Here is a 26,983-nt window from a genome sequence, read left to right as displayed (position 1 = left end):
TTCGGGCTTGGTACTCTGCCTCTGTTTGCCGCGGCAGAAATAGCCGGCCCATGAGGCGATTGTATTCGTGCTGGAAATCGGCTAGGCTTGGAGGATGGGCTATTTTCTCACCAGCCAACGCAACAAAGCCAGCCAGCTAGCCCATAGGCTGGATCTATCTAGCTCCCTCTTTTTTTATCATCCGGCTTTAGCCAAGGGGTTGTAAGAAAATCCTGCAACCAGCTGTAACAGGGCTGGGCTGCCGGGGTCAGCACCTGGGAAGCGCCTTTAGCTCGGCGCAACCAACAATCCCGAACGGCTACCAATTTGGTTTGGAGGATAACGATGCGCATTGCCCAAATTGCCCCGTTGCACGAAAGTGTACCCCCCAAGCTCTACGGCGGCACCGAGCGGGTGGTCTCGTGGTTAACTGAAGAGCTAGTGCGGCGCGGGCACGAGGTGACTCTATTTGCTAGCGGCGACTCTCAGACCCAGGCTCGCTTGATCCCTTTCCGGGAGCGGGCTTTGCGCTTGGATCCCACGGCCATTGATACGGTGGCTCCCCACATCTTGATGGTGGAGAAGGCCTTTCAGATGGCCAACGAGTTTGACATTATCCATGGCCACATCGACTACTATCCCTACGCCCTGGCCCGCCGCCACCCTCAAGTTTCTTTTTTGGCCACTCTACACGGGCGACTGGACATTCCGGAGCTGCAGCCTCTCTACAGCGAGTTTCAGGACATTCCGGTGGTCTCCATCTCCAATGCTCAGCGGCGGCCGCTGCCCCAGGCGCGCTGGGTGGGGACGGTCTACCATGGTTTGCCCCTGGATCTCCACCGTTTCTATCCAGAAAAGGGGGATTACCTGGCCTTTCTGGGTCGGGTTTCGCCGGAAAAAGGGCTGGACACGGCCATTGCAATTGCCGCGCGGGCAGGGATGCCGCTGAAAGCTGCTATCAAGATCGACGCGGTGGATCGCCAGTACTACGAGTTGGAAATTAAGCCTTTGGCCAGCCGCCACCCCAATGTGGAGATCGTGGGGGAAATCACCGAACAGGAGAAAAGCGAGTTCTTGGGCAAGGCCTATGCGGTGCTGTTTCCCATCCGCTGGCCGGAGCCTTTTGGGCTGGTGATGATCGAAGCGATGGCCTGCGGCACGCCGGTGATCGCCACCCGCTTTGGCTCGGTGCCTGAGGTGATGGCGGACAGCCGCTCCGGCTTTATTGTTGACTCCGTGGAAGAGGCAGTGGAGGCCTTGGAAAAGGTGGGATCCCTTGACCGAGCCGGGGTGCGGCAGGTGTTTGAGGAGCGGTTTAGCGTCGAGAGGATGGTGTCGGAATATGAGGCCCTCTACCGGCAACTGGTGAACGAGCGGCAGGAGATCTCGAAAAAGGTGGCTTAACAGATGCCGACCCTGCCCAGTGGAAGCTGGTGCTGTTTGAAAACCGCTTTTTCGCCTTATTTGGGCCAGATATTGGGAAGACCGAGATGGCCGAAGACATTATCCAGATTCAGGATCAGTACTACATCCGCGCCAGCGCTTCGCTGGTGGAGGCGCGTCCCCACGTCCTCAAGCAGGACAACTGCTTTGCCATCTTTGACCGGCTGGGCAACATGCGCCCCCTCGGCATCCGGGATCACGGCCTGTTTCGGGATGATACCCGCTTTTTGTCGCGGCTGGTCTTGGATTTGCAGGGGAAGCAGTTTTTGTTGCTTAGCTCGGAGGTGCGAGAAGACAAGGATATTCTGGCGGTGGATCTGACCAACCCCGAGTTCACCACCTCGAAGGGGCAGTTTATCGGTCAAGATACCCTGCATGTTCTGCGGACTACTTTTTTGTGGAACAACGTGGCCTACGAGCGGATTCGCATCCACAACTACGGCTCGGAGCCGTTTCGGGTGCCGCTGACCCTGCGCTTTGAGGCCGATTTTGCCGATATGTTTGAGATTCGCGGCATCCGGCGCTCGCAGCGGGGACAAGTGCTGCCACCCCAGGTGAGCTCAGAAGGGGTAACTTTGCGCTACCGCGGCCTGGACGGGGTGGAGCGGCAAACCCAGATCTTGTTTTCTCCTGCGCCGGAGGTGGTCTCGGAAAAGCTGGCGCAGTGGTGGGTGCCGCTGGCGCCCCAGGAGGAGCGGGATTTGGAGGTGCGGGTAGTCTGCAGCTATGGCGGCGAGGAGATCCCGCTCTTGAGCTACCAGGAGGCCCTGCAGGCGGAGCGGGAGCATCGGGCGGCGCTAAGAGCTCTGGCCCACCGCATCGACACTGGCAACGCCCAGTTTAACGAGTGGCTCAACGCCTCGCGGGACGACCTGGTGATGATGCTGGCCCGCACCCCCTACGGGCTCTATCCCCACGCCGGGGTACCTTGGTTTGCCACGGTCTTTGGCCGCGACGCGCTGATCACCGCCTTGGCCACCCTCTGGTGGTTTCCCGATTTGGCACGGGGGGTGCTGCTGTACCTGGCGGCCCACCAGGCCCAGGAGGTGGATCCCAGCCGCGATGCCGAGCCGGGCAAGATCCTGCACGAGCAGCGCTACAGCGAGATGGCCAAGACCCGCGAGATCCCCTTTGGCAATTATTTCGGCAGCATCGACGCCACCCCTTTGTTTGTGGTGCTGGCGGGGCGCTATGTGCGCCGCAGCGGCGATCTCGAGCTGTTGCGGCAGTTGTGGCCGAATATCGAGGCAGCCCTGAGCTGGATGGACACCTACGGGGATCCCGACGGCGACGGCTTTTTGGAGTATGCCGGCAAGGCGCGGCGGGGCCTGCGCAACCAAGGCTGGAAAGATTCGGAAGACGCCATCTTCCATGCCGACGGATCCCTGGCGGAGCCGCCCATTGCCCTGTGCGAGGTGCAGGGCTACGCCTACGAGGCCAAGCGGTTGGCGGCGGAGATGGCGGAGCTGTTGGGGCGGCAGGCGCAGGCAGCCCAGCTGCGACAGCAAGCAGAAAAGCTGCAGCAGCGGTTTTGGGAGCAGTTTTGGTGCGAGGAGCTGGGGGGGTATGTCCTGGCTCTGGACGGGCGCAAGCAGCCCTGCCGCGTGCGCAGCTCCAACATGGGCCACTGCCTGTTTTCCGGGATCGCCCACCCGCAGCATGCCGAGCGCATTGCCCGCCAACTTGTGGAGCCGGCTTTTTTTAGCGGCTGGGGGATCCGCACGCTGGCGGAAGGGGAAGGGCGCTACAACCCCATGTCTTACCACAACGGCTCCATCTGGCCCCACGACAACGCCCTCATTGCAGCCGGGCTCTCCCGCTATGGCTACAAGGCGGAAGCGGCCCAGGTGTTGACGGCCTTGTTCGATGCCAGCCAGTTTCTGGAGCTGCGGCGGCTGCCGGAGCTGTTCTGTGGCTTTCGCCGGCGCCAGCGGGAGGGCCCCACCCTTTACCCCGTGGCCTGTCTGCCCCAGTCTTGGGCGGCGGCCAGCGTGTTCCTGCTGCTGCAGGCCTGCCTAGGCCTGGAGATCGACGGCTTGGCCCAGCGGGTGCACCTGACTCAGCCCACCCTGCCCCTGTGGCTGCCCCATGTTACCCTCGAAAACATTCGGGTGGGGCGCGGATCCCTGGACATCGGCCTGTATCTCCAGGCAGGAGGGGTGGGGATCAACGTCCTTAGAAGCACGGGGGAGGTGGAGCTGACGGTGAGGTAGGCTACCGCTCCTGCAGCACGTCCTGGATGGAGAGCTGATCCAGGTTCCAGAGAGGGCCGAGGATGGGGCGGGGATCCACCCCTTGCAGGCGGTTGCGCAGGGCCGAGAGCACCAGGGGATTGAAGGTGCCGATCTGGGGCAGTTGTTCCTGGATGATCACTTGAAAGCGGTCGTAGAGGGCCTTGCGCTTTTCAAAGTCCAGCTCCCGCACCCCTGCGATAAAAATGCGGTCGATCTCCCGCTCCCAATCGCTCACCTCCACCCCTTCGGCGGGGTTGCCGGGCAGATCCCCCAGGTTAAACAGGTGCAGGCGGCCATCGCTGCGCCAGATGTTGGAGCCGTTGTTGGGCTCGGTGCCGCCGCCGCCAAAGCCCAGCAACAAGGTTTCCCAGTCGCGGCTGTCGGTGCGCTGCACCACCGTGTTGAAGGCGATGGGGGTGAAGTCCACGGTGATGCCGATCCGCGCCAGGTCGGCCTTGATCAAGGCGCCGGTGGCCTCCCGCTGGTTGTTGCCGGCGTTGGTGATCAGGCTGAAGCGGACGCGGTTGCCGTCGGGATCCCGCAGGTGGCCTTCGGCGTCGTAGGTATAGCCGGCAGCCAAGAGCAGTTGCCGCGCCTTCTCGGGATCGTAGTCGTAGGTGGGCAGGCCCTCTGCTGGGCTGAGGTAGAAGGGGCTGGCGGGGGAGAAGACCGAGTGCTGGATCTCGCCCAACCCCTGCAGGACGCTCTCGACGTAAAACTGGCGGTTTAGGGCGTGGGCCACCGCCCGGCGGAAGTTCAAATCGTTGAACCAGCGGCTTTTGACGGGATCCACAAAGGGCCGTCCGGTTTGGGGGTTGCGGGCCCGGCTGAGGTTGAAGGCAAAGAAATTGTTGTTGAGGGTGGGGCCGAGATTGTAAATCGTGAACTGATCCCGCTTTTCTTCCCGCTTCAGGAGCTGAAAGTCTCTGCCCCGCACCGAAAACACGTCGGTCTCGCCGGAGCGAAACTGCAACAGGGCCGTATCTTCCGAGTCCACGATGCGCAGGATGACCCGCTCGATGCGCGGGATCCCTTCCCCTTTCCAGTAGTAGGGGTTGGGGCGGTACACCAGCCGCTGGCCGGGGGTATATTCCTGCAAGACGTAGGGGCCGGCCCCCACCAATTCCTGCACCGGCGTGTCAACTCCCCAGGTCTGCAAAAAGAGGGGGTTGCCCTGGCCGTCCACCTGCTCCACGGTGGGCTCCAGAATGTGCTTGGGCAAGAGAGGGGATCCGGCCTGCAACAGGAAGGGGGCGAAGGGCTCCGGCAGGACAAACTCAACCCGCCGCTCGTCCAAGGCCCGCACCTGGGGCAGCGCCCCCGCCTCGCCGATGCGCAACACATCCCGCGCCGAGGTCGGGATCCGCTCGTCGAAGATGATGCGGTTGAAGGTAAAGTCCACATCTGCCGCCGTCAGGAGCTCCCCGTCCGACCAGCGCAGCCCCTCCCGCAAAGTAAAGACATAGCGCAAGCCGTCCTCAGACACTTCCCAGCCTTCCGCCAGCTCCGGCTTGGGCAGGAGGGTATCTTCATCGAGGGTGACCAGGCCCGCCTCTAGGTAGGCGATGGCGTCGCGGCTGGAGCTCTCGGTGGCCAGATAGGTGTTGAAGGTTTTGGGATCCGAGGTAACGGTGGCAATGAGATGGGGCGGGCGGGCGGGAGCAGCACAGGCGCCAAGCCAGAGGAGGAGGATCCCTAGGAATAGGGGAACAAAAAGGCTTCTCTTGAGCTGCTCTGTTGAGGTGGTGTTTTGGCCTGCCATTTCCTTGGCTGAGTATCCGAGCAAGTTTGAAAGGGCCCGCCAGCGCCCCTCACCCCCAGCCCCTCTCCCAATCGAGGCAGCAGGGGGTTGCACGGCAATTGGGGCAAACTTTTGAAGCGGTTGCTTGCCAGTTTGGCAGCTTGGGCAGCGCGATGACCAGGTGCTTCCCAGAAAGCGGCGGCTCAGCGTTCCAGCAACAGGACGACGGCAAAGGCGGCCATGGCTTCTCCCTGGCCGACGGGGCCCAGTTTTTCGTTGGTGGTGGCCTTCACGCCTACTTGTTTGGGCGATAGTTGCATGGCCTCGGCCAGGCGGGCCTGTATGGCGGGGATGTGGGGCTTGAGCTTAGGCTGCTCCGCTACCACGACGCTATCGACATTGGCAATGCGCCAGCCCTCTTGGCCTACCAGTTGCACCACCTGCTGCAAGAGGAGAATGCTGTCTGCCCCCTTCCAGCGCTCGTCTTCGGGGGGAAAGTAGTAGCCGATGTCCCGCAGGGCGGCGGCCCCCAGGAGAGCGTCCATGATGGCGTGGGTGAGCACGTCGGCGTCGCTGTGGCCCAACAGCCCTTTTTCGTAAGGGATCCGGATCCCACCTAGGATCAGGGGGCGCCCCTCGACGAGGCGGTGGATGTCATAGCCCTGGCCAATGCGCACTGTTCGGGCTCCCTTGGGAAAACCATCGAGACCTCTGCCACTTCCTCCCAAGAGCTTGGCTCACGGGGAGAGGACAAGCGGCTTTTGAGAACGACCTCTCTCTATTCTGCCGACTCGAGAGGGGAGTAGCAGATGGGACAAGAAGAGCCACTGTAGCAGTCGAAGCAGATGAGGTGGGATTTCCCGTAGGGATTGGTACAGCGCTTGGCCCACTGATAATCGCTGTAGCTGAGCTCTTTCCCGCAGACATCGCACCTGGGCATCTTTTTTCTCCGAGACTTCTCCCCCTTGCTTAAGGATACAGCGCTAGAGGGATCCCGTCTTCCAGCGGTGCCCAGCCCGGCTGCCAGAGATCCCGGTTCTTGAGGGTGGCGGCGTTGACCCAGAGGCGCACCTGGGGATCGCAGACGGCCCTCAGCTCGGCAAACACCAGCCCCCCTTCTCCCTCTTGGCGGGCGGCGACCTGAAAATGTCGCCAACCCATCACCGGCTGAACGGAAGTCCACTTGGAGCCGAGGAGGTGGGGAAAACGCTGTTTTTGGCGGGGTTTGCTGCGAGCCACGGGACGGACGGGTGCTGGCAATTGTTTTGAGATCGGCCAAGCTTTTTTGACGGTTACAAGAACCCTGGGGAGCAGGCAAAACGAGCAGAAGCTGTCCGCTTTGGATTCTCCTGCGATCGGTATGATCGAAGGGATACCTTTAGCCTATCCAACCATGGGGCAACACTGGCAACGGCTTCAGTTCTTTTCTCGTCAGATATTTTTAAAGGGAGGCCTTCTGTTTCTGATCCTGGCTGGCCTGATCTTGGCAACAGGACTGCCCCTGGTCGCGTCCAGCGCTTGGGCGGCCACCCAGCCGGCACTATCCGGCAAACTGACGGGGCCGGAGTGGCGCCAGGCGGATCCTGAGGCCAAGCAGGCCTTTTGTCGCAAAGCCTTTCAGGCCTTTCGGGCCTCTCCTGCCCAGAGCTACATCATCAGCTCCAACGTGCAGGCTTTGACCCCAGAAGGTTTGTGTCAGCGGCTGGATCAGTTCTATCAGTACGCCATCCACGACGAGATCCCGCTCAACCAGGCAGCCAACATTGCCCCCCTGCTTTTTTCAGATCAGCCCCTGGAGCAGCCCTGATCCGATAGGGATCCGGAAAACCGCCGGCAAACGGATCCCGGCGCCTGAGGGAACCGCTTGAAACAGGCGCGCTCTTCTGGGCCCCGTTCCTGGGGCAGGCCTTGCTGCTAGGGTCGATAATAGAACTGTTCTCTTGCGGATCTCAAGTTTTCTATGGCCGGCTCCGTCATTTCTCCTGAAAACCTGCTGGATCTCTGCGAACAGGGTGTGCAAAAGGCTTTGGCTGCCGGAGCTGACCAAGCAGAGGTGTTCGCCAACTCAGGCCGCGAGACGGAAGTCACCTTTGAGAAAAATGACCTCAACCTGGCCCGCAGCAGCAGCGAGACCCTGTTCGGCATCCGGGTTTTCTGCGGCGGCAGGCTGGGCTTTGCCACCTCCAACCGCCCTGAGGATCTGGCGGAGACGGCTGCTGAGGCGGTGGCCATGGCCAAGGCTTCGCCGGCGGATCCCCTCAACGGCCTGCCAGATCCCCAGCCCCTGCCCCAGGTGCCTTTTGCCCTTGACCCAGGCCTGCTGGAACTGGATGCCGCCGAGCTGACGCAACTGGGATCCCAACTGGTGGAGTGGGTGCGCTCCCAAGACCCGCGCATCACCATCGACAGCGGCTCGTTCAGCGTAGAAGAGGATACCGTGGCCATTGCTTCTTCCACCGGCATCCGCGCCAACTACCACAGCGTCGAGGCGGGCGGATCCCTGTTCGGCATGGCCATCGATGGGGACGAGGTGGGCAGCTTTGCCTACGACGGCGACAGCGTCCAGAAGCGGGCGGATCTGGTGCCGGCGCTGGAGCGGGCTTTTGAACGCTTTGTCCAGAAATGTGTGGGGGCCTTGGGAGCTACCGAGGGAGAGAGCTTCCGCGGCCCCATCGTCCTGCCGCCGGATGTGGTGGAAGAGTTTCTGGGGGATCTCGTCTTTGTGCTGGGGGCGGACGCGGTGCGCAAAGGCAAAAGCCCGCTGGCGCAGAAGATGGGATCCCTGATCGCCAGCCCCCTGTTGACGTTGGTTTCCGAGGGGCTGGGCTTGCCTGGCTACCCCATCGAGCCCTTCGACCGCGAGGGGATCCCCCGCCAAATTACCCCCCTGATCCATGAAGGGATCCTCTGCAACTTCATGTACAACAGCTACGAAGGCCGGGCTGCCGGGATCCCGTCCAACGGCCATGCCACAGGGGGGGCGGGCAGCTTGCCGGGCGTGGGGCCGGCCTGTTTGAGCGTGGCCCCGGGGACAACCCCTTTGTCTGAGCTGTATGCGATGGAGCGGGGCATTATCGTCACCCGGCTTTCCGGCAGCAGCAACCCCATCACTGGCGATTTTTCCGGGGTGGTGAAGGGGGGCTTTTTGGTTAAAGGCGGCGAAAAACGCCCCATCCTGGAGACCACCATTGCCGGCAACCTCTACGATTGTTTGCGCAATATCTCCGCCATCTCACAAGAGGTAACCGTTTTCAACGGCACCACCGCTTTTCCCGCCCTGCGCATCGAAGATGTATCGGTAACGGCGGGCTAACGTAAAGTCGGTTGGGCATTCTGAAAGGGCAGGCTGGCAAGCCTGTGAGCAGGCAAAGGCAAGCTGAGGGATCATGATGTGGCCAACGGAAGGTCGGCAACGCGCCATCATCGAGGCGGTGACGCCGGAAATCGACGGCGGGCGCTACGCCATCAAGCGGACGGTGGGGGAGTATGTGGTGGTGGAGGCGGACATCTTCGCCGATGGCCACGACCAACTCTCGGCGGTGCTCAGTTTCCGCCAGGCCGGGGCAACCGACTGGGAGGAGATCTTCATGGAGCCCCTCGGCAACGACCGCTGGCGGGCCCAGTTCCAGGTCACGCAAATCGGCCAAGCTTTCTACCGGATTCTGGCCTGGGTGGATCCCTTCAAAACCTGGCAGCAGGATCTGCACAAGCGGGTGGCTGCCGAGCAGGATGTGGCGGTGGAGCTGTTGATCGGGGCGGAGCTCGTGGAGCGGGCCGCCCAGGCTCAAAGCGGGGATCTGGCGGCGAAGTTGCGCAACTACGCCCAAATGCTCCGCCAAGGCGGGGATCCAGCTATCGAGATCGCCCTTTCCCCGACGCTGGGATCCCTGATGCAGCTCTACGGCGAGCGCCGCTTCGTCACCGCCTACCCGGAGCGACGGGTCTGGGTGGATCCGGAGAAGGCCCGCTTCAGCACCTGGTACGAGCTGTTTCCCCGCTCCTGTGGCCCTGACGAGCACACCCACGGCACCTTCCAGGATGTGATCGCCCGCCTGCCGCAGATTGCCGAGATGGGCTTTGATGTGCTTTACCTGCCCCCCATCCACCCCATCGGGCGCACCTTCCGCAAGGGCAAAAACAACGCCATGACGGCGGAGCCGGATGACGTGGGCTCCCCCTGGGCCATCGGCGGGCCAGAAGGCGGGCACAAGGCCATCCATCCCCAACTGGGATCCCTGGAGGATTTTCATCGCTTGGTGGCGGAGGCCAAAAAATTCAACATCGACATCGCCCTCGATATCGCCTTCCAGTGTTCGCCAGATCACCCCTATGTGAAAGAGCACCCGGAATGGTTTAAAAAGCGGCCCGACGGCACCATTCAATATGCGGAAAACCCGCCCAAGAAGTACCAAGATATCTACCCTCTCGACTTTGAGACGGAAAACTGGCAGGCCCTCTGGGAGGAGTTAAAAAGCGTTATCGAATACTGGATCGACCAAGGGGTAACCATCTTTCGGGTGGATAATCCCCACACCAAAGCCTTTGGCTTCTGGGAGTGGTGCATCGGCGAGATCAAGGCCAAGCACCCGGAGACAATCTTTTTATCCGAAGCCTTTACGCGCCCCAAGCTGATGAAATCCTTGGCCAAGCTGGGCTTCACCCAATCCTATACCTACTTCACCTGGCGCAACGACAAATGGGGCCTGACCGAGTACTTCACCGAGCTCACCCAAACCCCGATGCGGGAGTACTACCGCCCCAACCTCTGGCCCAACACGCCGGATATTCTGAACGAGTTTTTGCAAAAGGGGGGACGCCCGGCTTTTATGCTGCGCCTCATCCTGGCGGCTACGCTGGGGGCCAGCTACGGCATCTACGGCCCCGCTTTTGAACTCTGTGAAAACCGCCCGCTCCGCCCCGGCAGCGAAGAGTATCTGGACTCAGAAAAATACCAAATCCGCCACTGGGATCTGGACGCGCCGGATAACTTGCGGCCTCTGATCGCGCAGGTGAACCAGATCCGGCGGCAAAACCCGGCTTTGCAAAGCGACTGGAGCCTGGTGTTTCACCCCACCGACAACGAGGCCCTGATCTGCTACTCCAAGCGCACCTTTGATGGCAGCAACCGGATTTTGGTGGCGGTGAATCTGGATCCGTTTCACATTCAATCTGGCTGGGTCACCCTCAACCTGGGGGCTTTGGGTTTGGAACACTGGCAAACTTTCAAGGTGATCGACCTCTTGGACGGCCAGCAGTACTCCTGGCAGGGATCCACCAACTACATCAAGCTGGATCCCTGGACGATGCCGGCCCATATTTTTCTCGTCGAAAGCTGAAGCCCGATACCAGCAGTGCAGTGATCTCATCCACGAAAGCCGCGGAGTTGTCTCGATGGGCCAAGAGATTGCCTCCCTCAGCTTTGGCGCAGAGGACTTTGCCGAGTTCAAAGCTCGGCTGCAGCAGGAGACGGATCTGCTGGACCGCTGGCTGGCCGGCCTGCCGGGGCTGGATCCCATTTGCCGGCCTTTTGCCCAGGGATCCCCGGTGGGCGGGTTTGAGCTGGAAGCTTGGCTGGTCACCCCCCAGGGAGATCCGGCCCCGATCAACTCAGCTTACCTGGAGGCCGTCAACGACCCGCTGGTGGTGCCGGAACTGGCCCGCTTCAACATCGAGCTCAACAGCCGGCCCCAGGTTTTGGTTGCATCCGCTCTGCAGCAGCTCCGCCAAGAGCTGGAACAGAGGTGGGATCGCTGTTGCCGAGTGGCCGAGCAACTGCAGGCAGGGCTGATGACCATCGGCATTTTACCCACGCTGCAGCAGCAGCAGCTAACCTTGGAGATGATCTCCCCCCGCAAACGCTATCTGGCCCTCAACGAGCAGATCCTGAACCTGCACCGGCGCGAGCAACCCTCCAGGATCCCGCCCCTGGGGCTGACAATCGAAGGGCCTGCCACCCTGCTGCGGGTCACCCACCCAAACGTCATGCTGGAGGCAGCCACCACCTCTTTTCAAATCCATCTGCAGGTGGCCCCCCACCAAGCGGCCCGTTACTTCAACGCTTCCCTGCTCGTGTCGGCCCCCTTGGTAGCGCTGGCGGCCAATTCTCCCTATCTGTTCGGGCACGACCTATGGGCGGAAACCCGCATCCCTGTGTTTGAGCAGGCGTTGGATGGCCCACCCCCCCTTGCCCCCACCCACCAACCTCGCGTCACCTTTGGGCAAGGCTATGTGCAAGAGTCCCTGATGGAGTTGTTCTGGGAAAATCTACGCTGCTACCCGGTGGTGCTGCCGCAAACGTTGGCCGCCTCTCCCTGGGAGCTGGCCCATCTGCGCCTCCACAACGGCACCATCTGGCGCTGGAACCGCCCTCTGGTGGGGGTGGATCCCTATCCCCATCTGCGCATCGAACAGCGGGTGGCCGCAGCAGGCCCCACCCTGCCGGACATGATCGCCAATGCAGCCTTCTACTTTGGCCTGGTGCAAGCCCTGGGAGCCCGACCCCTTCCCCCGGAGCAGGAGCTGAGCTTTGCCCAGTGCCGCGCCAATTTCTACGCGGCCGCCCGCTTCGGCCTCGAGGCCCCCATCACTTGGCTCAACGGTTGGCAGGGATCCCTGCGCCAATTGCTGCTGCAAGAGCTGATCCCGCAAGCAGAGGCGGGCTTGGCGCAACTGGACTTGGCCCCCCAGGATATCCAGGAGTATCTGGGCATTCTCCGCGCCCGGGTAGAGTCGGGGCAGAATGGGGCCACCTGGCAGCGCCGCTACGTGGCTCGGCATGGTAAAGATATGCAACAATTGACCTGTGCCTACTGGGAACGGCAGCGGCAAGGCCGGCCGGTACACACCTGGGATCTCGGCTAGGGAAGCGCTCTCCCTGTATGGCAGGGGAGACAGATCACCGCCTGGGCATGCCTGTATCGGAAGGGATGCCTTCTCAAAGGGCAGGGCGACGACCCAAGCCCCAAGCACGGCAGCCAGTTGTTTATTTCCAGCTAGGGATGAGACAGTTCGCTACCCCAATCTCCATCTCCCCTCTCCCGCTGGGAGAGGGGCTGGGGGTGAGGGCTCTGAATTAGAGAGAGGGCTCGATTTCCCGGATCCCCTCTGCCCTTGAGCAGCCAAAAGGTTTGCGTTGAGGTGCTTGCCCAACCCTTATGCTCACCGTTCTCGACCACCTGCCGGATCAACTCCTGGATCTAGAGGCCCATCAGCTGGAGGATCGCTTGGGCGGGCCGACCCTTATCCATCTGGCGGGACGGCGGGATCCCCCCCTGTTTGTATCCGTCCTGCTGCACGGCAACGAGGTCACCGGCTGGCAGGCGGTGCAACAGCTTCTGCGCCGCTACACCCGGCGGGAACTGCCCCGTTCTCTGTCTCTCTTCATCGGCAATGTACGGGCTGCTCGCTATGGGCAGCGGCGCCTGGACGGCCAGCCAGACTACAACCGCATTTGGGTCCCCGGCTCCACCCCCGAGCATGCCATGGCCGAGGCGGTTTTGCGGCAGATGCGGCAACGCGGCGTCTTTGCCAGCGTTGACATCCACAACAACACGGGCACCAACCCCCATTACGCCTGTGTCAATTACCTAGATCCTTCCACCTTGCACCTGGCCACCTTGTTTGGTCGCACTGTCCTCTACTTCAGGCGGCCAGAAGGCGTGCAGAGCATGGCCTTTGGGCGCTTCTGCCCGGCGGTAACCCTGGAATGTGGCAAGCCGGATCAGCCCCACGGCACCCAACATGCCTGCGAATTTCTGGAAGCCTGCCTGCACCTGTCGGCGCTGCCGCAACGCCCCGTCCTCAGCCAGGATATCGACCTGTTCCACAGCGTCGCCATCGTCAAGATCCCAGACGAGGTAAGCTTCGGCTTTGGGGAAGAGGCGGGCGACCCGCACCTGCGCTTTCCCCCCGATTTGGATCTCCTCAATTTTCGGGAGCTCCCTCCCCACACCCGCATCGGCTGGACGAACAACGGCTTCCACCTGGAGGTACAAGACGAGCAGGGCCAAGATGTGGCGGATCGCTTCTTCTATGCCCAAGATGGCGAAATTCGCACCCGCGTGCCCATCATGCCCGGCATGCTCACCCTCAACAGCCGCATCATCCGCCAAGATTGCCTCTGCTACTTGATGGAGCGCTACTCCCTGGCTGGCTAAACTTCCGCGCTACTCTCGGGCGCAGTCTACGTGGCGCCAGCGACGGACGTTCTCGCCTAGCTCGATTGGCCCATCCCCGCAAGAGGCAACAAGGCAAGCTCTTGTCCAGAAGCCGGGCTTGCTGCAGAATGGGCTAGGAACGGCGAAGCAGCCACTCTCCGGCTGTGTGAAGATCCTGAGTAAGCAGCAACTCTGAGAAATCATCCAGGGATCCTGTCCTGCTGGCGTGAGCGGAGGTTTTTGCCCCAGTCCGTCAGGGCTTAGCGGGAGAAGGTATACCTGGGTTTATTCTGGACATAGCCGTTCTTCCGGAGTTGTACCCCGCCCAAAGCGAAACCCAAACCCCAAAAAAGCTTCGCTCTTCGGGATCCCAGCAGTTGCTAACTCTGGAAGCTCTTGTTACTCCGTTGATGAGAGGGGGATGAAACTATGGATATGGATCTCCGTCCGCTGATCGTCCTGGCACCCATTGTTTTGGTGGTTGGCTGGGCCGCTTACAACATCATCAAGGCTGCCATCAAGGGGGAAGCCAAGCTCTTCGGCGAAAGGGGCAACAACCCCTTTGGCAAGAGCGGGAGTTGAAGGTGGGATCCGGTTGCAGCCGATAGGCCCTGTATGTCAGACGAAAATCTCCAGGGGGCAAGGCCAGGCCTGGGCAACGCAAAGTCGGCGGACGTCGTTGTCGTCGGGGCCGGGGTGGCTGGCCTAGCCTGCGCACGGCAACTGCGGCGGGCGGGGCTGGAGGTCTTGGTGCTGGAGAAATCGGTGGGTTTGGGTGGGCGCATGGCCACCCGGCGGGTTGAGCATGCCGGACAAACAGTGCCTGTAGATCACGGGGTTCAATACCTGACCGCCGATTCCGACAGCTTTTATCGCTGGCTGAAGGAGCTATTGGGCCTGGGGCTGCTGAGGGAATGGACGCGCTCGTTGCACCTGCTGGATCGAGAGGGGTTGCGCCCAGAGGACTCCAACGCCGAGAAACCCCGCTACATCTGCCCACAGGGCATGACGACGCTGGCCAAACAGCTAGCCACCTCCTTGTCCATCCACACCCAGACGCGTGTGGTCGGCCTCAGGCCGCTGGCAACCACCTGGCAATTACAGGCCGAAAACGGCCAGTGCTACGAGGCCGCGGCAGTGGTGATGGCAATCCCAGCTCCCCAGTTGTTGCCTTTGCTGCAAGAGGGGATCCCTCCTGCCGACAACCTGCTCTCTCTGCCGGGATCCGCCGCCTACCAGCCCTGCATTGCCGTTTTGGCCGGCTATTCGAAGAGCACGCCGCTGCCGCCTTGGAAGGGGATCAAGTGTTTGCAGGATCCGATGCTGGCCTGGCTGGCCCTGGACAGCAGCAAGCGCCTACAGCCCTTGCCGCCGCTGGTGGTCTTGCACGGGGGGGCGGAGTGGTCGTCGCGGTATCTGGATGCCGGCCCCGCCGAGTTGGAAAAAGCTGGTCGAGAACTGCTGGATCACGCCGCCAAACGGCTGGATCCCTGGCTGGCCTCGCCGCAATGGATGCAGGTGCATCGCTGGCGCTACGCTTTTCCTGTGGAAACGATAGGTTTGGCCAGCCTGGGCACCCACGTCCCTGCCGGTGCCGGCAAGGGGTTGCCGTTGGTCTGTGCCGGCGATTGGTGTGCCGGGGAGCGAGTAGAAGGCGCCTGGCTCTCCGGCCAGGATGCTGCTAAAACCTTGCTGGAAATGCTGGGGATCCCTGCGCACGCCCGCTAACGGCGCCATCAGAACCTCCGGGGTACTCCTGCCACAGCGCAGCTTGGCGGGATGGAGGATAGGCGGTGAGACGAAGGGGTTCAATGCCCCTGAGTCTCACAATCTGGGCGTTGCCTGCTGCTCGACATACTTCTTCAACTCCTCAACGGTGACCCCACCACAAGAGGCAACAAAATAGGCCCCTGTCCAAAATACAGGCTTGCTGTAGAACCGTGCCACCTCTGTGACGAACTCTTTGCGAATCAACCGGCTGGAGACTGTTTTCAGGTTGTTCACCAGCTTCGAGACCTGGACATCCGGCGGAAAACTCACCAACAGATGCACATAATCCGCCTCACCGTTGAACTCCACCAATGAACTCCACCAAGGAACAGCGCCACTTTTGGCAGGTCGCTCGAAATATATCTTCCAGCCTCTGCAACATTGGAGCAGTTATCACCCGACGACGGTACTTTGTCACCAGCACCAAGTGGATTTGTAGGCTGTAAACAGAACGATGGCCTATGTTGTAGCTCGTTGCGCTAAATGCTAGAACCGTCTCATGATTATCACCCACGAGTACCGGATCCTGCCCAGTGACGACCAAGCCGCTCTGATGACCGAGTGGCTGGAATTGTTGCGGCGGCAGTGGAACGACGCTCTGGGGCAGAGACTGGATTGGCTGACCGCAACCCGTTGTCCAATTGACCGCTGCAGCCTTGTCTCTTGTCCGTTGCCTGTGTCAGAAGCTCCGCTGGAGCCGAATTATTATCGGCAGGCGGGATCCCTCAAACAAATCAAGCAACTGTTCCCGGCCTACCGGGGCATTTACGCCGAGGTGCTGCAGCAAAACTTGATGCGGCTGGACAAGGCGTGGAAAGCGTGGCAGGTGCCGGATAGCACAGGCAAACGGCGGGGGCGGCCTCGCTTCAAAAAAGCGGGGGAGTTGAGATCCTTCACATTCCCCCGCATCAATTGCCCCAAGGCGGGAGCGCATCTGGAAGGGGAGACTCTGCGGCTGAGCAAGATTGGCTCGATGCCTGTGGTGCTGCACCGCCCCTTGCCAGAGGGGTTCGTGCCCAAAACCTGCACAGTGGTGCGCAAGGCCGATGGGTGGTATGTCTGCATCACCTTGGAGGACAAAAGCGTTCCTCTCCCAGAGCCTGTGCCGGTCAAAAAGGCGGTGGGCATTGATGTGGGATTGGATAGGTTTCTCACCACCAGCGATGGGGAGGTGGTGCCTATCCCGCGGCACTACCGCCGAGCCCAAAAACACTTGGCTCGACAGCAGCGGCAACTGAGCCGCAAAGTGAAGGGATCCGCCAACTGGAAGAGACAAGCCACGAAAGTTGCTTGTTTGCAGTTGCACGTTGCCCGACAACGCAAAGCGTTCCACTACCAAGTGGCGCACTGGCTGGTGGAGCAATACGACCTGTTGGTGGTGGAGGATCTCAACGTCCGAGGGCTGGCACGGACTCGGTTGGCTAAATCGATTTTGGATGCGGCTTGGGGACAATTTCTTGACATTCTGACAGCAGTGGCGGTCAAACGCGGCAAACAGGTGTTGAGAGTGGATCCCCGTGGTACGTCCCAAAATTGTTGTGTTTGTGAGGAGCGTGTTCCCAAGGCCTTGTCGGAACGTGTGCATGATTGCCCCCGTTGCGGGTCGTGGGACAGAGACTTGAACGCTGCTATCGAGATTTTGAAGCGTGGACTCAGGTCCCCCCGTATACGGGGGGATATAGGGGGGCGGTGGGACTGCCGCTCTCTGGCTGTGGAGGATCCTGGTTTACCAGTCCGTTGAAGCAGCAACTCCGAGAAGTGATTCTCGGAAGCTCCCGTCTACAGCCCGTCAGGGCTTAGCGGGAGAGGATGTCACGTTTCGGCGTGATTTGGAGTAGCTATATCAAGCTGGGGCTGAAGATGGCGGCGGGATCAAACTGCTGCTTCAGCTTGCGCATTAGGGTCGCCGTCGGGCCGAAATCGTGGGCCAGAGCTGTCTTCAGGGCTGCCGGTGCCTCCAGCAGCAGGAGAAACCCGCCCACCGACTTGAGGTGGCGCTGTAACTGTAGCAGGGATCCCACCTCAGGCTGGGAGATCCAGGCTCGCCCCAATCCACAGCCGCGATGCAGTTGCACCTGAGCGTCGGGAAATAGAGACTGAAACTGCTCTAGAGTAGCCAGGCTCTGGCTAGGCAAGCAGCCGAACTTGGCCAACACCATCCCCGCACGGCGGGAGGGCAGAGGCGGGGCTTCAGGTCTTGCCTCTTGCCAGCTCAATCCTGCAGGAGCTAGCTGTTGCACCTGGGTCATCTGTTGGGCAATTACCCGCTCGGAGCCGTGGAAATGGAGGCAGAGCTGGGGCCCTTCTGCCTTCAGCCAGAGATCCACCCCCACCGGGCTGACCGGCGCCCTCAGCACCTGCCGAGCCAAGGCTTCCAAATCGGGCAGGGATCCTGTAGCCACCAAAGTTGCTTGGGCTGCCGGCAGGGGATAGAGCCGTAGGGTCGCCTGCGTCAGGATCCCCAAACTGCCCAGGGATCCGGCGAACAGTCTCGTCAAGTTATAGCCGGCCACATTCTTAACCACCCGCCCACCCGCTTTGGCCACCTCCCCATCGGCCCGTACCCAGGTGATGCCCAGCAGCAAATCGCCGATCCCACCGTAACGCCAGCGCAGCGAGCCCGTATCGGCCGTGGCGACGATGCCCCCCACTGTGGCCCAGTCAGGGTAAAGGGGATCCACCGGCCACCATTGCCCCCGCTCTGCCAAGATGGCTTGTAGCTCCCCTAGGGTCATACCGGCCTCCACTGTCGCCGTTAGGTCGGCAGCCGCATGGTCGATCAAGCGGCGCAGCCCACGGGTACTGAGGATGAGATCCACAGCCTCCAAGCGAGGAGCCCATCCCCACTTGCTCCCCTGCCCGAGCGGCAGCACCTTCCGCTCGCGGCACTCTTTTAGGAGCTGCGCCAATTCTGGAACCGTCGAGGGAGTTTGGATGGGAATAGGAGCGGCCTGGCCGGAGAGAAAATCTGTCAGCGGCGGAGAAAAAGCCATCGAGAAGAGCTAAGCCCAAAACGCCGGCAACATCTGATCCCCTAGCTATCGGGATCAACTTGCCCAATTTCAGTGTAGGGGGCAAACTCCTCACCTGGGCAGCACAGCCACAGATGGGTACTTGATGAGGCTTAGAATGCAGCCAGCTTCCCAAGTTCCCTCGCCGGGAGCGGAGGGCTGAGAGGGGTCGCGGCAGCACGGGCTGAACTCAAGTAATCTGGCAGCCGCTCAAAATCTGTCAAATCTGTCTCCAATGAAACCAACCCAAGCTCAACTCGATGACGCGAAGATACTTGAAAAAAACAGAGCAACAGGATGGCGATTGCCCCTTTTTAGATGAAGGAAAAACCTCGATAAACCGGAAGAGCTGCAACTTAGATCGACAATTCCTGTTAACAGCGAGCTAAGAGCTTAACTTGCTCCCCAAGTCTCGGCACCAGCAAATTAAACAGCAGATAGATGTAAAGATTTATATCAAAATTCGAAACTTCTTTGCGCAACGTGGTACTCTAACTTGTAAAGTTAAGCTTGGGTTAAAGCTATCAAATGCCTAAAGCTAAAACTGCCTGCAAGTAAGTCCGTAAGTAAGTATTTTGTCTGGTCTTGGCTAAAGTTTCCCTCTGCCATACTGTTTGCAAATTTTTCTGACTGCAATTTAAGGTTCGGTTATCCCCTGACACCAACATGGTGCAAGACTTGCGCTCTTCATCGGGATCCCTGGAACAGTGCTTTGGCCAGATGCCACTCTTGGTCGGGTTCGACAGCCCCCTTGCCGAGGTTCTCTCCCTGTTGGCGCAAAAGAATGGCTCCCGGCCCTACGCCTTGGTGGTGGATGCAGGCCGAGTGGTGGACATTTTGACGGCTGTGGATTTGACACTCCCACCCAGGGGATTCTTACGCAGCCCAAAATGGACTCGCAAAGGCGCTGTCAAGACGCCCCTAGACAGTCCTTTGAGGCATAACCTCAAAGTTCTGCTTACTTCGGACTTAAGTTCCTCCAGGTTAGTTATTGCCGCGCGGGTTTTGCACCGCAGTAGGTTGTTTTCCTGGAGAAGCTCTGTACTAACTATAACAAAGAAGCAACTAAAGTGGCTCAAGGGCTTTTCCGCCCCGTACTTTAGTACGGGGCTACCAAGCTATCCTTTTGTGTTGCGGTGGGTGGCCAGCGACCGATCTTGGCAGGGATCCACCCTGGCTGAGGCGATGACCGCCCCTGTTGTAACCTTGGCCGCCGGCGACTACCGGGATCCGCTGGCCGTTAAGGATCCCCCTTTTGTCTATTGGCCCCCGGAGGAGATGGAGAAGATCGCCACCGCCTTCGCCCAGGGGCTGGCTCAGGGTCGGCCCCCGCAGGGTTGGGAGCTGACCTTTATGCGTCGCAACGGCGAGCGGTTTCCGGTGCGGATTTTGGATGCCCCCTGGCAGGATGCCCAGGGGAAGGTAATCGGCATTGCCAGCGTACAGGATTTGACCCAGGAAAAAGAGTTGCAGAACCCACAACAAAAACGGCAGCACTCGCTGCACGATCAGCCAGATCTGTTTCAAAACCTCTTTGAGCAAGCCCCGGTGGGCATGGCAGTTACGGATGCGGCGGGGCAGATCGTCAAGGTGAACGAGAGCTTTTGCCAGCTCACCGGCTACACCGAGGCCGAGCTCTTGAGCATGAATTACGCCGACCTCACCCACCCTGAGGATCTGCGGCAGGAGGCAATCTATGTCGAAGAAATACGAGCGGGCCGCCGCCGGGGCTACCGCATGGAAAAACGCTACATCCGCAAAAGCGGCGAGATCCTCTGGGTTGACCTCTCGTCTTTTGTGGCGGAGACTCCCGACAAACAAATCTACGGCATTGCCTCCATTGTCGATATTACCGAGCGCAAGCGAGCCCAGGAGCAGGCTCAACTGCAACTCCACCAAGCCCGGCTGCTCAACCGCATCGCCCAAGGGATCCGGCAATCGTTGCAGGTGGAGTCCATCCTGGGTTTTGCCGTAGAAGAAGTCCGCCGTTTGTTGGATGTGGAGCGGGTGGTGATCTACCGCTTTTTCCCCAATTGGGTGGGCGAGATCGCCATGCAATCGGTCAGCCGGCCAGAGTTGAGCCTGCTGGGCCTGGTTATCGAAGATCAATGCTTTGTTAGCCAGTGGCACCAGGCCTATCAGCAGGGCCGCATTTCGGCCATTGAAGATATCGACACCGCCCCCATCCAGCCCTGCCACCGCGAGCTGCTGGCCGGTTTGGGGGTGCGGGCCAACTTGGTGGTGCCCATTTTGCAGGCGGCTGGCCCTGACGGCAAAGACAGCGAGCCGGCCCGCCTCTGGGGGCTGTTGATCGCCCACCAGTGCAGCGCCCCCAAACAATGGGATCCCTGGATGCCGGATTTTTTGCGACAAATTGCCGATCAACTGGGGCTGGCGCTGCAACAGGCGGAGCTGTTTGAGCAACTCCAAGCTGCCAACGCCGAGCTGCGCTACCAGGTGGAGGTGCGCAATGCCGAGCTGGCCCAGCGGGTGAGATACGAGCAACTGCTGCGGCTGATTGGCGACAAGGTGCGCTCCAGCCTGGACGAACAGGAGATCTTGGCCACCGTGGTGCGGGAGCTCACCCAGGCTTTCCAACTGGGCGCCTGCGGTGTGGCCCTCATCCATCCGGAAACCCAGACCTACACGCTGGCCTACGAAGCGGCGGGATCCCTGCCCCCCCTGGGCAAGGTCACTCTGCCCTTGGATCCCGTGCTTTTGCGCCAGCTCCGCCAAGGCCAGACCCTCTACCTCAGCACGGATCACCCGCTGCGGGGGCGCTGTACCCTGCTTGCCTGCCCCCTGGTTGTAGAAGAGCAAGAAGGGCAGCTTGTCTCAGGCACCGGCTCGTTGCTGGGCTTTCTCAAGTTAGTTCGCCTGCCCCAGGAGGGCTTTACCGAGGCCGAGATCCACTTTGCCGAGCAGGTGGCCACCCAGTGCAGCATCGCCATTCGCCAGGCCCGCCTCTACCAGGAAACCCAGGCTCAGCTCCAGCAACTGCAGCAGCTCAACGAGCTCAAAGAAGAGTTTCTCAGCATGGTCTCCCACGAGCTGCGCACGCCTCTGACCAGCATGAAAATGGCCCTGAAAATGCTGGAAGTGCGCGGCCTTTCCGAGGCGCAGATCCCCTATTTCAACATCCTCAAACAGGAGTGGCAAAAAGAGCTGGACTTGGTCAACGACCTGCTGGACTTGCAGCGGCTAGAGGCCGGCAGCCGCAGTCTGGAGATCGCCCGCTTCGAGGTGCGCGAGTGGCTGGAAAAGCTGTTGCCGCCCTTTGCCCTGCGCTTTCAAGAGCGCCAGCTCACCTTTATCTCCTACCCCCCCTCTGAACCCATCTTGTTCAACACCGATGTGGGGCTGCTCACCCGCATCTTGAGCGAGTTGCTGGCCAACGCCGCCAAGTACACCCCTGCCGGCCAGCAGGTTCATCTGGAAGTGGCGGTCGATTCGTCGGGTCTCCATTTGCAGGTCACCAACACCGGTGTCGAGATCCCAGCGGAGCACCTGCCGCGCATCTTCGAGAAGTTCCACCGCATCCCGCACCTGGACTACGCCCACCAGGGGGGCACCGGCTTGGGCCTGCCGCTGGTGAAAAAGGCGGTGGAGCTGTTGCAAGGGATCCTGCAAGTGGAAAGCGGCGAGAACCGCACCCTGTTCGCGGTCAGCCTGCCGGATTTGGGCAGTTCCGCCCTCACCCCCAGCCCCTCTCCCTCAGGGAGAGGGGAGCTAGATGACCCTGGGCAGCGTTGCCGGTCAAACAGCCGCCATGGCTAGCCGTTGGCTAAGGACTCCGTCCCGCCGACGCGAGCGGCAGGAGGGGGTTCTTTTGCCGGCGAAGGGGGAGAGGAGAGCAGTTGCTGCTCCACCAGGCGGGCAAACTCCCGCTCGAAGCTCACCAGGGCGCGGTTGGTTTTGCCTCCCAGGTAGAGCCCTGCTTCCGTCTCCAGGGCCCAAACTTGGCTGTAGCTGAAATAGCTCATCGCCACCCCCAGCATCAGCAGCCCAAAGCCGAGATAGACCAGCGGGATCCCTGGGTCGGATTTAATCTGCAGACCGGTGGCGCCGATAACCTCGTCTAGGTGCAGGGTAAGACGGTTGGGGAAGCGCTGGGGGGCAACTTCGTCCAGGGCCAGGCTCATGCCCTGGCGCAGGGATCCTATCCACTGGCCTTGGGTGTCGTAGAGCAGGGCCGTCCCCTGCAAATCGGGCAACAACAGCGTCAGGCCCTCGCTTAGGTCTGGCCGGGTGGGGACAAAAGCGCCCCAGAGCTTGCTGCCCGCTTGGGTGGGCACCGGCACCACCGGGATTTGAAAGGGAGGGCTGTTGTTGAGGCGGATGCGGATGCTGTCGATGCTCCAATCAGCCTGGTAGAGGGTCACCCCCCGGTAGGAGAGGGGATGGTTGACGGAAATGGTCTGGCGTTTGACCTCCTGGCCCCCATCCAAAATCGAGAGATCTGAGTAAAACTGCTTCACCCGGCCATCAGGAGCATAGTCAATCCAGAAGCGGTTGACCCGAATTTGCCAGGTGGGTAGATGAGCCAGATCCCCTGCCCCGGTTACCTGTTCAATGGCGGCGACGCTGCCGCTGGGGATCAGCGCTTGGGCCTTGAAGCCGGCAAGGCTGCCCCAGATGGCCCCCAGCAGGATCAGCAGCAGGCTGACGTGCACCAGGATAGGCCCAAACCGCCCAATCAGACCCTTGCGGGCGTAAAGTCGGGATCCGTCCTGAAACACCGCATAGCCCCGCTGGCGCAGCCGCTGCGGCAGCCCCTGCAGGGAGCGTTGGGGCAGATAGGTCCAAAAGGGCAGCCGCTGGAAGGAGTGGGGACGGGTGAGGTAGCTCCAGCGACGGGCCACCTTGAGCATCGGCCACTGGCGCGTCAAAGAACAGGCGGCCAGGCTGCTGCCAAAGAGGATCAACAGGGCCAGAAACCAAGAGGTGCGATAGACGTGATCCAGCCCCAGCTTGAGGATCAGCCGCCAGGTGAGAAAGCCAAACAGGGCCGGATGCTCGGGGTAGTGGGCCTGATAGAAGGCCACGGTTTCCTCTTGCTCGATGACCGTGCCAACCGCGCTCAAAAGGGCAATTGCCAAGAAAAGGCCGATGGCCAGACGCAGATCCGCCAGCAGCGGCAGCAGCTCATGGCGAAAGTACCGACGCAAGGGGGAAAGCCACCGCGACAGCGGCAGAGAGGGGATAACCATGGGAAGTTGTCAGCTCAAGATCTGAACTGCCCCCCAACTGGAGGGCAGCCCCATCTTAGCTTGCAGCAGGGATCCCTTAGGCCCAAGCGGAGAGGATCGTCACGGTGCCAAAGCCCACCAACACCACGCCACTGGCATAGGTAAACCAGATCGACCAGCGCCGCAAGGCCAACAGTTGCTTCATCGAGCCGGCGAACACCCCCGCCAACAGCAGCGGCGAGACCAGCCCCAGCGCATAGGCCAGCAGCAGCCCGCCCCCCACCCAGGGCTGCCCTGTGGTGGAGACCCAGCCGAGCAGGGCCACCAAAACCGGCGTGCTGCAGGGAGAAGCTACCAGGCCAAAGGTGGATCCCAGCAACACCGACCGGCCTAGCCCAGGCCACTGGCCAGGGATCTCCAACCGGTTAAACCAATCGGGGAAGCGCAAGGGGACAACTTCCAGCAGGTTCAGGCCCATGAGGATGGCGATCCCTCCCGCCACTAGGGATCCAAAGGCAGCGGTTTGTCCATAAACCCGGCCTAGCAAAGCTGCTCCCAAGCCCAGCCCGCTGAGCGTCAAAGCCACGCCAGCCGCAAAGCCTAGCGATTGCACCCAAACCTGCCAGCGCACTTCTCCGGCAGCGGCGGGGGTAGTGGGAGCGTAGCCGCCGATGTAGCCGATGGTTACCGGCAACAGGGAGAGCATACAGGGAGAAAGGCTGGTGACCAGACCTGCCAGACCCACCAGCAGCAGGCTCAGCGGAGAAAGGTGCTGCAGTTGGCCTTGGACAAGTTGCGTTGCCCATTGTTCCAGGTGGTAAAGCCAAAGCTGAAGGGTATCGGCCATAGCAGAAGCCATCGAGTCCAACCCTAAGCTAGCTCGAGGAATCCAAGCCAGAACAGATTGGCGCCAACTGGGAGCTTCAGTCCAGAAAAGTTGGGGAGCTACTTGGACTGTTGGTAGGTGGCAATGCTGCTGGCGATCACTGCCTCGGTTTCGGCTAGGCCTTTCCAGCCCAAGATCTGGGTTTCTTTCTTCTCCAGGCGCTTGTAGGTGGCGAAAAACTCGGCAATCTCGTCCAGGCGGTGCTGGGCAATATCTTCCAGCCTGGTTACGGAAGCATAGCGAGGGTCCTTAGCGGGCACGCACAACAACTTCTCATCCGGCTCCCCCGCATCGATCATCTGCAGCATGCCCAGCGGGCGCACCGCAATCACACACCCTGGAAAGGTGGGCTGATCCATGATCACCAGGCCATCCAAAGGATCCCCGTCCCCTGCCAGCGTATTGGGCACAAAGCCGTAGTCGTAGGGGTACTGCACCGAAGAGTAGAGCACCCGGTCTAGGGCCATTACGCCCATGTCTTTGTCAAACTCGTACTTGTTCTTGCTCCCGCCCGGAATCTCAATCAGGAGGTTAAGTAGGCCTGGCTTTGGTTGGGCAGGGATCCGCGACAGGTCGATCACAGCAATTACCCTCGGAATAGGTGAAACGGCCAGAGGGCATTATAAATCGAAGCGTTCCTTCAGCAGCGGCATCCCAACCCCAACTAGGGGTGACCAGCAAGTCGGGAGGCACAAGCCCCGGACTTTAGTCCTGGAGATAAGTCTCCCCATCTCGACATCCTGCAGGCTGGAGTCGACTGCCCACGCTTTCGATGTCCCTGCCGTCGCCCAGGAGTCGGGGTGATGGCGCCCCCGGCCTCCCTTTCATCCCCCCGTATAGGGTGGGAAAAAGGGGGCGCGGTGGCAGCGGCGCCAGCCCGTCCGCGTAGCTTGCGACAAGCGAGAAAGAATCCTCGTCCTCTCGGGCTGAGGAGAACATCAAGCTTGCATCCCCTCGCCCAACTCCTCGGGCAAGATTCGAACTTGCGACCAATCGGTTAACAGCCGACCGCTCTACCGCTGAGCTACCGAGGATCGAAGTATTTTCCATCGTAGGAAAAAAAAGGCCATCAAGCAACTCCCGCGGAGGAAGAAATTCTTGGCTCTGTCCAGGCCATGGTTCAAGCGGCTGTAAAGCTGCTGCCCACCGGCGCGCCAAGGCAAGCTGGGGAATGGCGTCAACCTCAGTTGTGAAAGGGGATGGCCAACAGAGGCAGGAGAGCCAGCCCCAGCCAGGCCCAACCCTGCAGGGAAAGGTGGGAGGCGACCGGGCCTGACTCCTCTTGCTGCAATAGGGCATCGATGCGCTCTTGCAGCCGTCCCCCCGCACCGGATCCCATTTCTAGGGCAAAGCCAACCCAAGCCGCTGCCGGTTGCTGCGCCATGCCATAGCCCACCACCTGCACCAGAGCCTCTCCCAGCACCAAGGGATCCACCCGTTGGGCCGCCCAGCGATCTGCCCGCAGCTCCCGCAGGGTGAGCAATTCCTGCCAGAGGACCTCTGTATTCGGCAGCCAGCTGCTGAGATGGCGCAGCCAGCCCACCGCAAACATCCACAAGGTATCGCCGTAGTGGCGGTGGGCCTCTTCGTGGGCCAGCACCGCCCGCAGGTGTTCTTCATCCAACTGCTCCAGCAGGCCGCGACTGACCACCAATTGCGGCTTCCATACCCCCACTTGGGCAGCAAAAGGGATCTCCAAATTCAAGACATAGGCCGAAGAGCCATACAAATTGACTTGGGCCAGAGCCCGCAGGCGGGCGCGTCGGCAGACGCGCCAGTACTCCCAAGCCCAGCGCAGGGCCACGCCTGCAGCCAGCGCCAGCAACAGCAGCGCACAGCCGTAGCAGAACCAGCCTCCTGCCCCGGCCATTTGTCCCCACGGCCCCATCCAAGCCAAAGCAAGGGCAGTCATTAGCAAAAACAGCGGCGGCAGCAAGAAGTGGATCCAGGCCCACTGCCAGCGCTGGGCCCAGGAACCAGCTCGATCCAGCCGCACCTGGGCCCGCCACAGCCAACTCAGGGCCAAACCCAACAGCAACATGCCCAAGTGGCTCATTGGGGATCCCTCCTGGCCTCGCGGGCCGCCCGCAACCGCTCGGCAATCGCCTGCAACTGGGACACGCTGGCCTGATCCAGGCTATCGGCAAAGGCTGCCACGGTGTCTGGGTCGCCCACCGCCAAAAACTGCTGCAACTGGGCAAAGGCCCTGAGGCTGGCAGCTTCCTGGCGAGAAAGACGGGGCCGCCACAACATCGGCAGACTCCGCCCTTCTGCATCGGTGCGACGTTCACAGCTCACCCAGCCCTTCTGGCTTAGGCGCCGCAAAACGGTAGTTACAGAGGCATAGGCCAACTCTCGGTCGGGATCGGCCAAGATGCGCTCGTGGATTTGGCGGGTGCTGGCACTGCCCAGCTCCCAAAGGATATCGAGGATCTCGGATTCCAGAGGGCCTAGTGAGAGTTGCTTGGGACGATGCTTGGGCAACATAAACCCTGGCAGGGTAGGGATCCCTATCTAGATTGACATACTCTCATACTCTCCACAGCTATGGCTTGCTGGAGCACCGCGGCAGAA

General features: G+C 61.0%; 21 protein-coding genes, 1 tRNA gene and 1 pseudogene. 11 read left to right on the top strand and 12 right to left on the bottom strand.

Going from position 1 to position 26,983, the window contains the following annotated elements:
* The first annotated feature begins 324 nt into the window (after positions 1 to 324).
* On the top strand, positions 325 to 1,383 hold the full coding sequence (locus CYA_RS01270; protein ID WP_011429182.1) for a glycosyltransferase family 4 protein: 1,059 nt from the start codon (positions 325 to 327) through the stop codon (positions 1,381 to 1,383).
* Positions 1,384 to 1,469: 86 nt separating this feature from the next.
* Positions 1,470 to 3,635, top strand: a complete 2,166-nt coding sequence (locus CYA_RS01265) for an amylo-alpha-1,6-glucosidase (protein ID WP_011429181.1) — start codon at positions 1,470 to 1,472, stop codon at positions 3,633 to 3,635.
* A 1-nt stretch (position 3,636) separates the two neighbouring features.
* Here CYA_RS01265 and CYA_RS01260 read toward each other — a convergent pair whose 3' ends face one another.
* The 4 genes from CYA_RS01260 to CYA_RS01250 form a co-directional block, all read right to left on the bottom strand.
* Positions 3,637 to 5,418, bottom strand: coding sequence for an ABC transporter substrate-binding protein (locus tag CYA_RS01260; RefSeq protein WP_011429180.1), 1,782 nt, complete (start codon positions 5,416 to 5,418; stop codon positions 3,637 to 3,639).
* A 182-nt stretch (positions 5,419 to 5,600) separates the two neighbouring features.
* Positions 5,601 to 6,074, bottom strand: a complete 474-nt coding sequence (ispF, locus tag CYA_RS01255; protein ID WP_011429179.1) for a 2-C-methyl-D-erythritol 2,4-cyclodiphosphate synthase — start codon at positions 6,072 to 6,074, stop codon at positions 5,601 to 5,603.
* Positions 6,075 to 6,175: 101 nt separating this feature from the next.
* A complete protein-coding gene (locus tag CYA_RS14960) occupies positions 6,176 to 6,337 on the bottom strand; it encodes a hypothetical protein (protein ID WP_187147163.1) in 162 nt (53 codons plus the stop codon).
* Between the two features lie 29 nt (positions 6,338 to 6,366).
* Positions 6,367 to 6,636, bottom strand: a complete 270-nt coding sequence (locus CYA_RS01250) for a TIGR02450 family Trp-rich protein (protein ID WP_011429178.1) — start codon at positions 6,634 to 6,636, stop codon at positions 6,367 to 6,369.
* A gap of 244 nt (positions 6,637 to 6,880) precedes the next feature.
* On the opposite strand from CYA_RS01250, the gene CYA_RS14545 reads away from it, so the two are divergent.
* The 7 genes from CYA_RS14545 (at position 6,881) to CYA_RS01215 (ending at position 15,281) form a co-directional block, all read left to right on the top strand.
* Positions 6,881 to 7,204, top strand: coding sequence for a hypothetical protein (locus CYA_RS14545; RefSeq protein ID WP_143596990.1), 324 nt, complete (start codon positions 6,881 to 6,883; stop codon positions 7,202 to 7,204).
* A 153-nt stretch (positions 7,205 to 7,357) separates the two neighbouring features.
* Positions 7,358 to 8,710: a TldD/PmbA family protein gene (locus CYA_RS01240; protein WP_011429176.1), complete on the top strand. Its 1,353-nt coding sequence runs from the start codon at positions 7,358 to 7,360 to the stop codon at positions 8,708 to 8,710.
* Positions 8,711 to 8,783: 73 nt separating this feature from the next.
* Positions 8,784 to 10,733: an alpha-1,4-glucan--maltose-1-phosphate maltosyltransferase gene (locus tag CYA_RS01235; RefSeq protein ID WP_206336957.1), complete on the top strand. Its 1,950-nt coding sequence runs from the start codon at positions 8,784 to 8,786 to the stop codon at positions 10,731 to 10,733.
* A gap of 55 nt (positions 10,734 to 10,788) precedes the next feature.
* Positions 10,789 to 12,258 carry a glutamate-cysteine ligase family protein gene (locus CYA_RS01230; RefSeq protein WP_011429174.1) on the top strand — a complete coding sequence of 490 codons (1,470 nt, stop codon included), beginning with the start codon at positions 10,789 to 10,791 and terminating at the stop codon, positions 12,256 to 12,258.
* Positions 12,259 to 12,551: 293 nt separating this feature from the next.
* On the top strand, positions 12,552 to 13,553 hold the full coding sequence (locus CYA_RS01225; protein WP_011429173.1) for a M14 family metallopeptidase: 1,002 nt from the start codon (positions 12,552 to 12,554) through the stop codon (positions 13,551 to 13,553).
* Between the two features lie 429 nt (positions 13,554 to 13,982).
* Positions 13,983 to 14,135, top strand: coding sequence for a photosystem II protein Y (locus tag CYA_RS01220; protein WP_011429171.1), 153 nt, complete (start codon positions 13,983 to 13,985; stop codon positions 14,133 to 14,135).
* A 33-nt stretch (positions 14,136 to 14,168) separates the two neighbouring features.
* Positions 14,169 to 15,281, top strand: coding sequence for an NAD(P)/FAD-dependent oxidoreductase (locus CYA_RS01215; protein ID WP_011429170.1), 1,113 nt, complete (start codon positions 14,169 to 14,171; stop codon positions 15,279 to 15,281).
* Positions 15,282 to 15,377: 96 nt separating this feature from the next.
* Here the strand turns inward: CYA_RS01215 and tnpA are convergent.
* Positions 15,378 to 15,867 (bottom strand): annotated as a pseudogene (gene tnpA, locus CYA_RS01210) (IS200/IS605 family transposase).
* On the opposite strand from tnpA, the gene CYA_RS01205 reads away from it, so the two are divergent.
* Positions 15,823 to 17,064: an RNA-guided endonuclease InsQ/TnpB family protein gene (locus CYA_RS01205; RefSeq protein WP_228375398.1), complete on the top strand. Its 1,242-nt coding sequence runs from the start codon at positions 15,823 to 15,825 to the stop codon at positions 17,062 to 17,064. The pseudogene tnpA and the gene CYA_RS01205 overlap by 45 nt on opposite strands.
* A gap of 97 nt (positions 17,065 to 17,161) precedes the next feature.
* On the opposite strand, the gene CYA_RS01200 is transcribed toward CYA_RS01205, so the two are convergent.
* Complete coding sequence (locus CYA_RS01200; RefSeq protein WP_011429169.1) at positions 17,162 to 18,316, bottom strand: FAD-binding oxidoreductase; 1,155 nt, start codon at positions 18,314 to 18,316, stop codon at positions 17,162 to 17,164.
* A 1,146-nt stretch (positions 18,317 to 19,462) separates the two neighbouring features.
* Here CYA_RS01200 and CYA_RS01195 point away from each other — a divergent pair.
* On the top strand, positions 19,463 to 22,111 hold the full coding sequence (locus CYA_RS01195) for a PAS domain S-box protein (RefSeq protein WP_049749700.1): 2,649 nt from the start codon (positions 19,463 to 19,465) through the stop codon (positions 22,109 to 22,111).
* Here the strand turns inward: CYA_RS01195 and CYA_RS01190 are convergent.
* From CYA_RS01190 to CYA_RS01160, 6 genes are all read right to left on the bottom strand, one after another.
* Positions 22,108 to 23,544, bottom strand: coding sequence for a cytochrome c biogenesis protein (locus CYA_RS01190; protein ID WP_011429167.1), 1,437 nt, complete (start codon positions 23,542 to 23,544; stop codon positions 22,108 to 22,110). The genes CYA_RS01195 and CYA_RS01190 overlap by 4 nt on opposite strands.
* 76 nt (positions 23,545 to 23,620) lie before the next feature.
* On the bottom strand, positions 23,621 to 24,370 hold the full coding sequence (locus CYA_RS01185) for a cytochrome c biogenesis protein CcdA (protein WP_011429166.1): 750 nt from the start codon (positions 24,368 to 24,370) through the stop codon (positions 23,621 to 23,623).
* Between the two features lie 98 nt (positions 24,371 to 24,468).
* Positions 24,469 to 24,987, bottom strand: a complete 519-nt coding sequence (locus CYA_RS01180) for an inorganic diphosphatase (RefSeq protein WP_041438773.1) — start codon at positions 24,985 to 24,987, stop codon at positions 24,469 to 24,471.
* A gap of 384 nt (positions 24,988 to 25,371) precedes the next feature.
* Positions 25,372 to 25,443 (bottom strand) — tRNA-Asn (locus tag CYA_RS01170).
* Between the two features lie 149 nt (positions 25,444 to 25,592).
* Positions 25,593 to 26,465 (bottom strand): M56 family metallopeptidase, encoded by an 873-nt coding sequence (locus tag CYA_RS01165; protein WP_011429164.1) that lies wholly within the window; start codon positions 26,463 to 26,465, stop codon positions 25,593 to 25,595.
* Positions 26,462 to 26,896: a BlaI/MecI/CopY family transcriptional regulator gene (locus CYA_RS01160; RefSeq protein WP_011429163.1), complete on the bottom strand. Its 435-nt coding sequence runs from the start codon at positions 26,894 to 26,896 to the stop codon at positions 26,462 to 26,464. Before CYA_RS01160 ends, CYA_RS01165 begins: the two co-directional genes overlap by 4 nt.
* Between the last annotated feature and the right edge of the window lie 87 nt (positions 26,897 to 26,983).

The organism is Synechococcus sp. JA-3-3Ab, from assembly GCF_000013205.1.
GTDB lineage: Bacteria > Cyanobacteriota > Cyanobacteriia > Thermostichales > Thermostichaceae > Thermostichus.
Note: the sequence above shows the minus strand (reverse complement) of the source record. Positions and strands in the feature narration are given on the sequence as shown.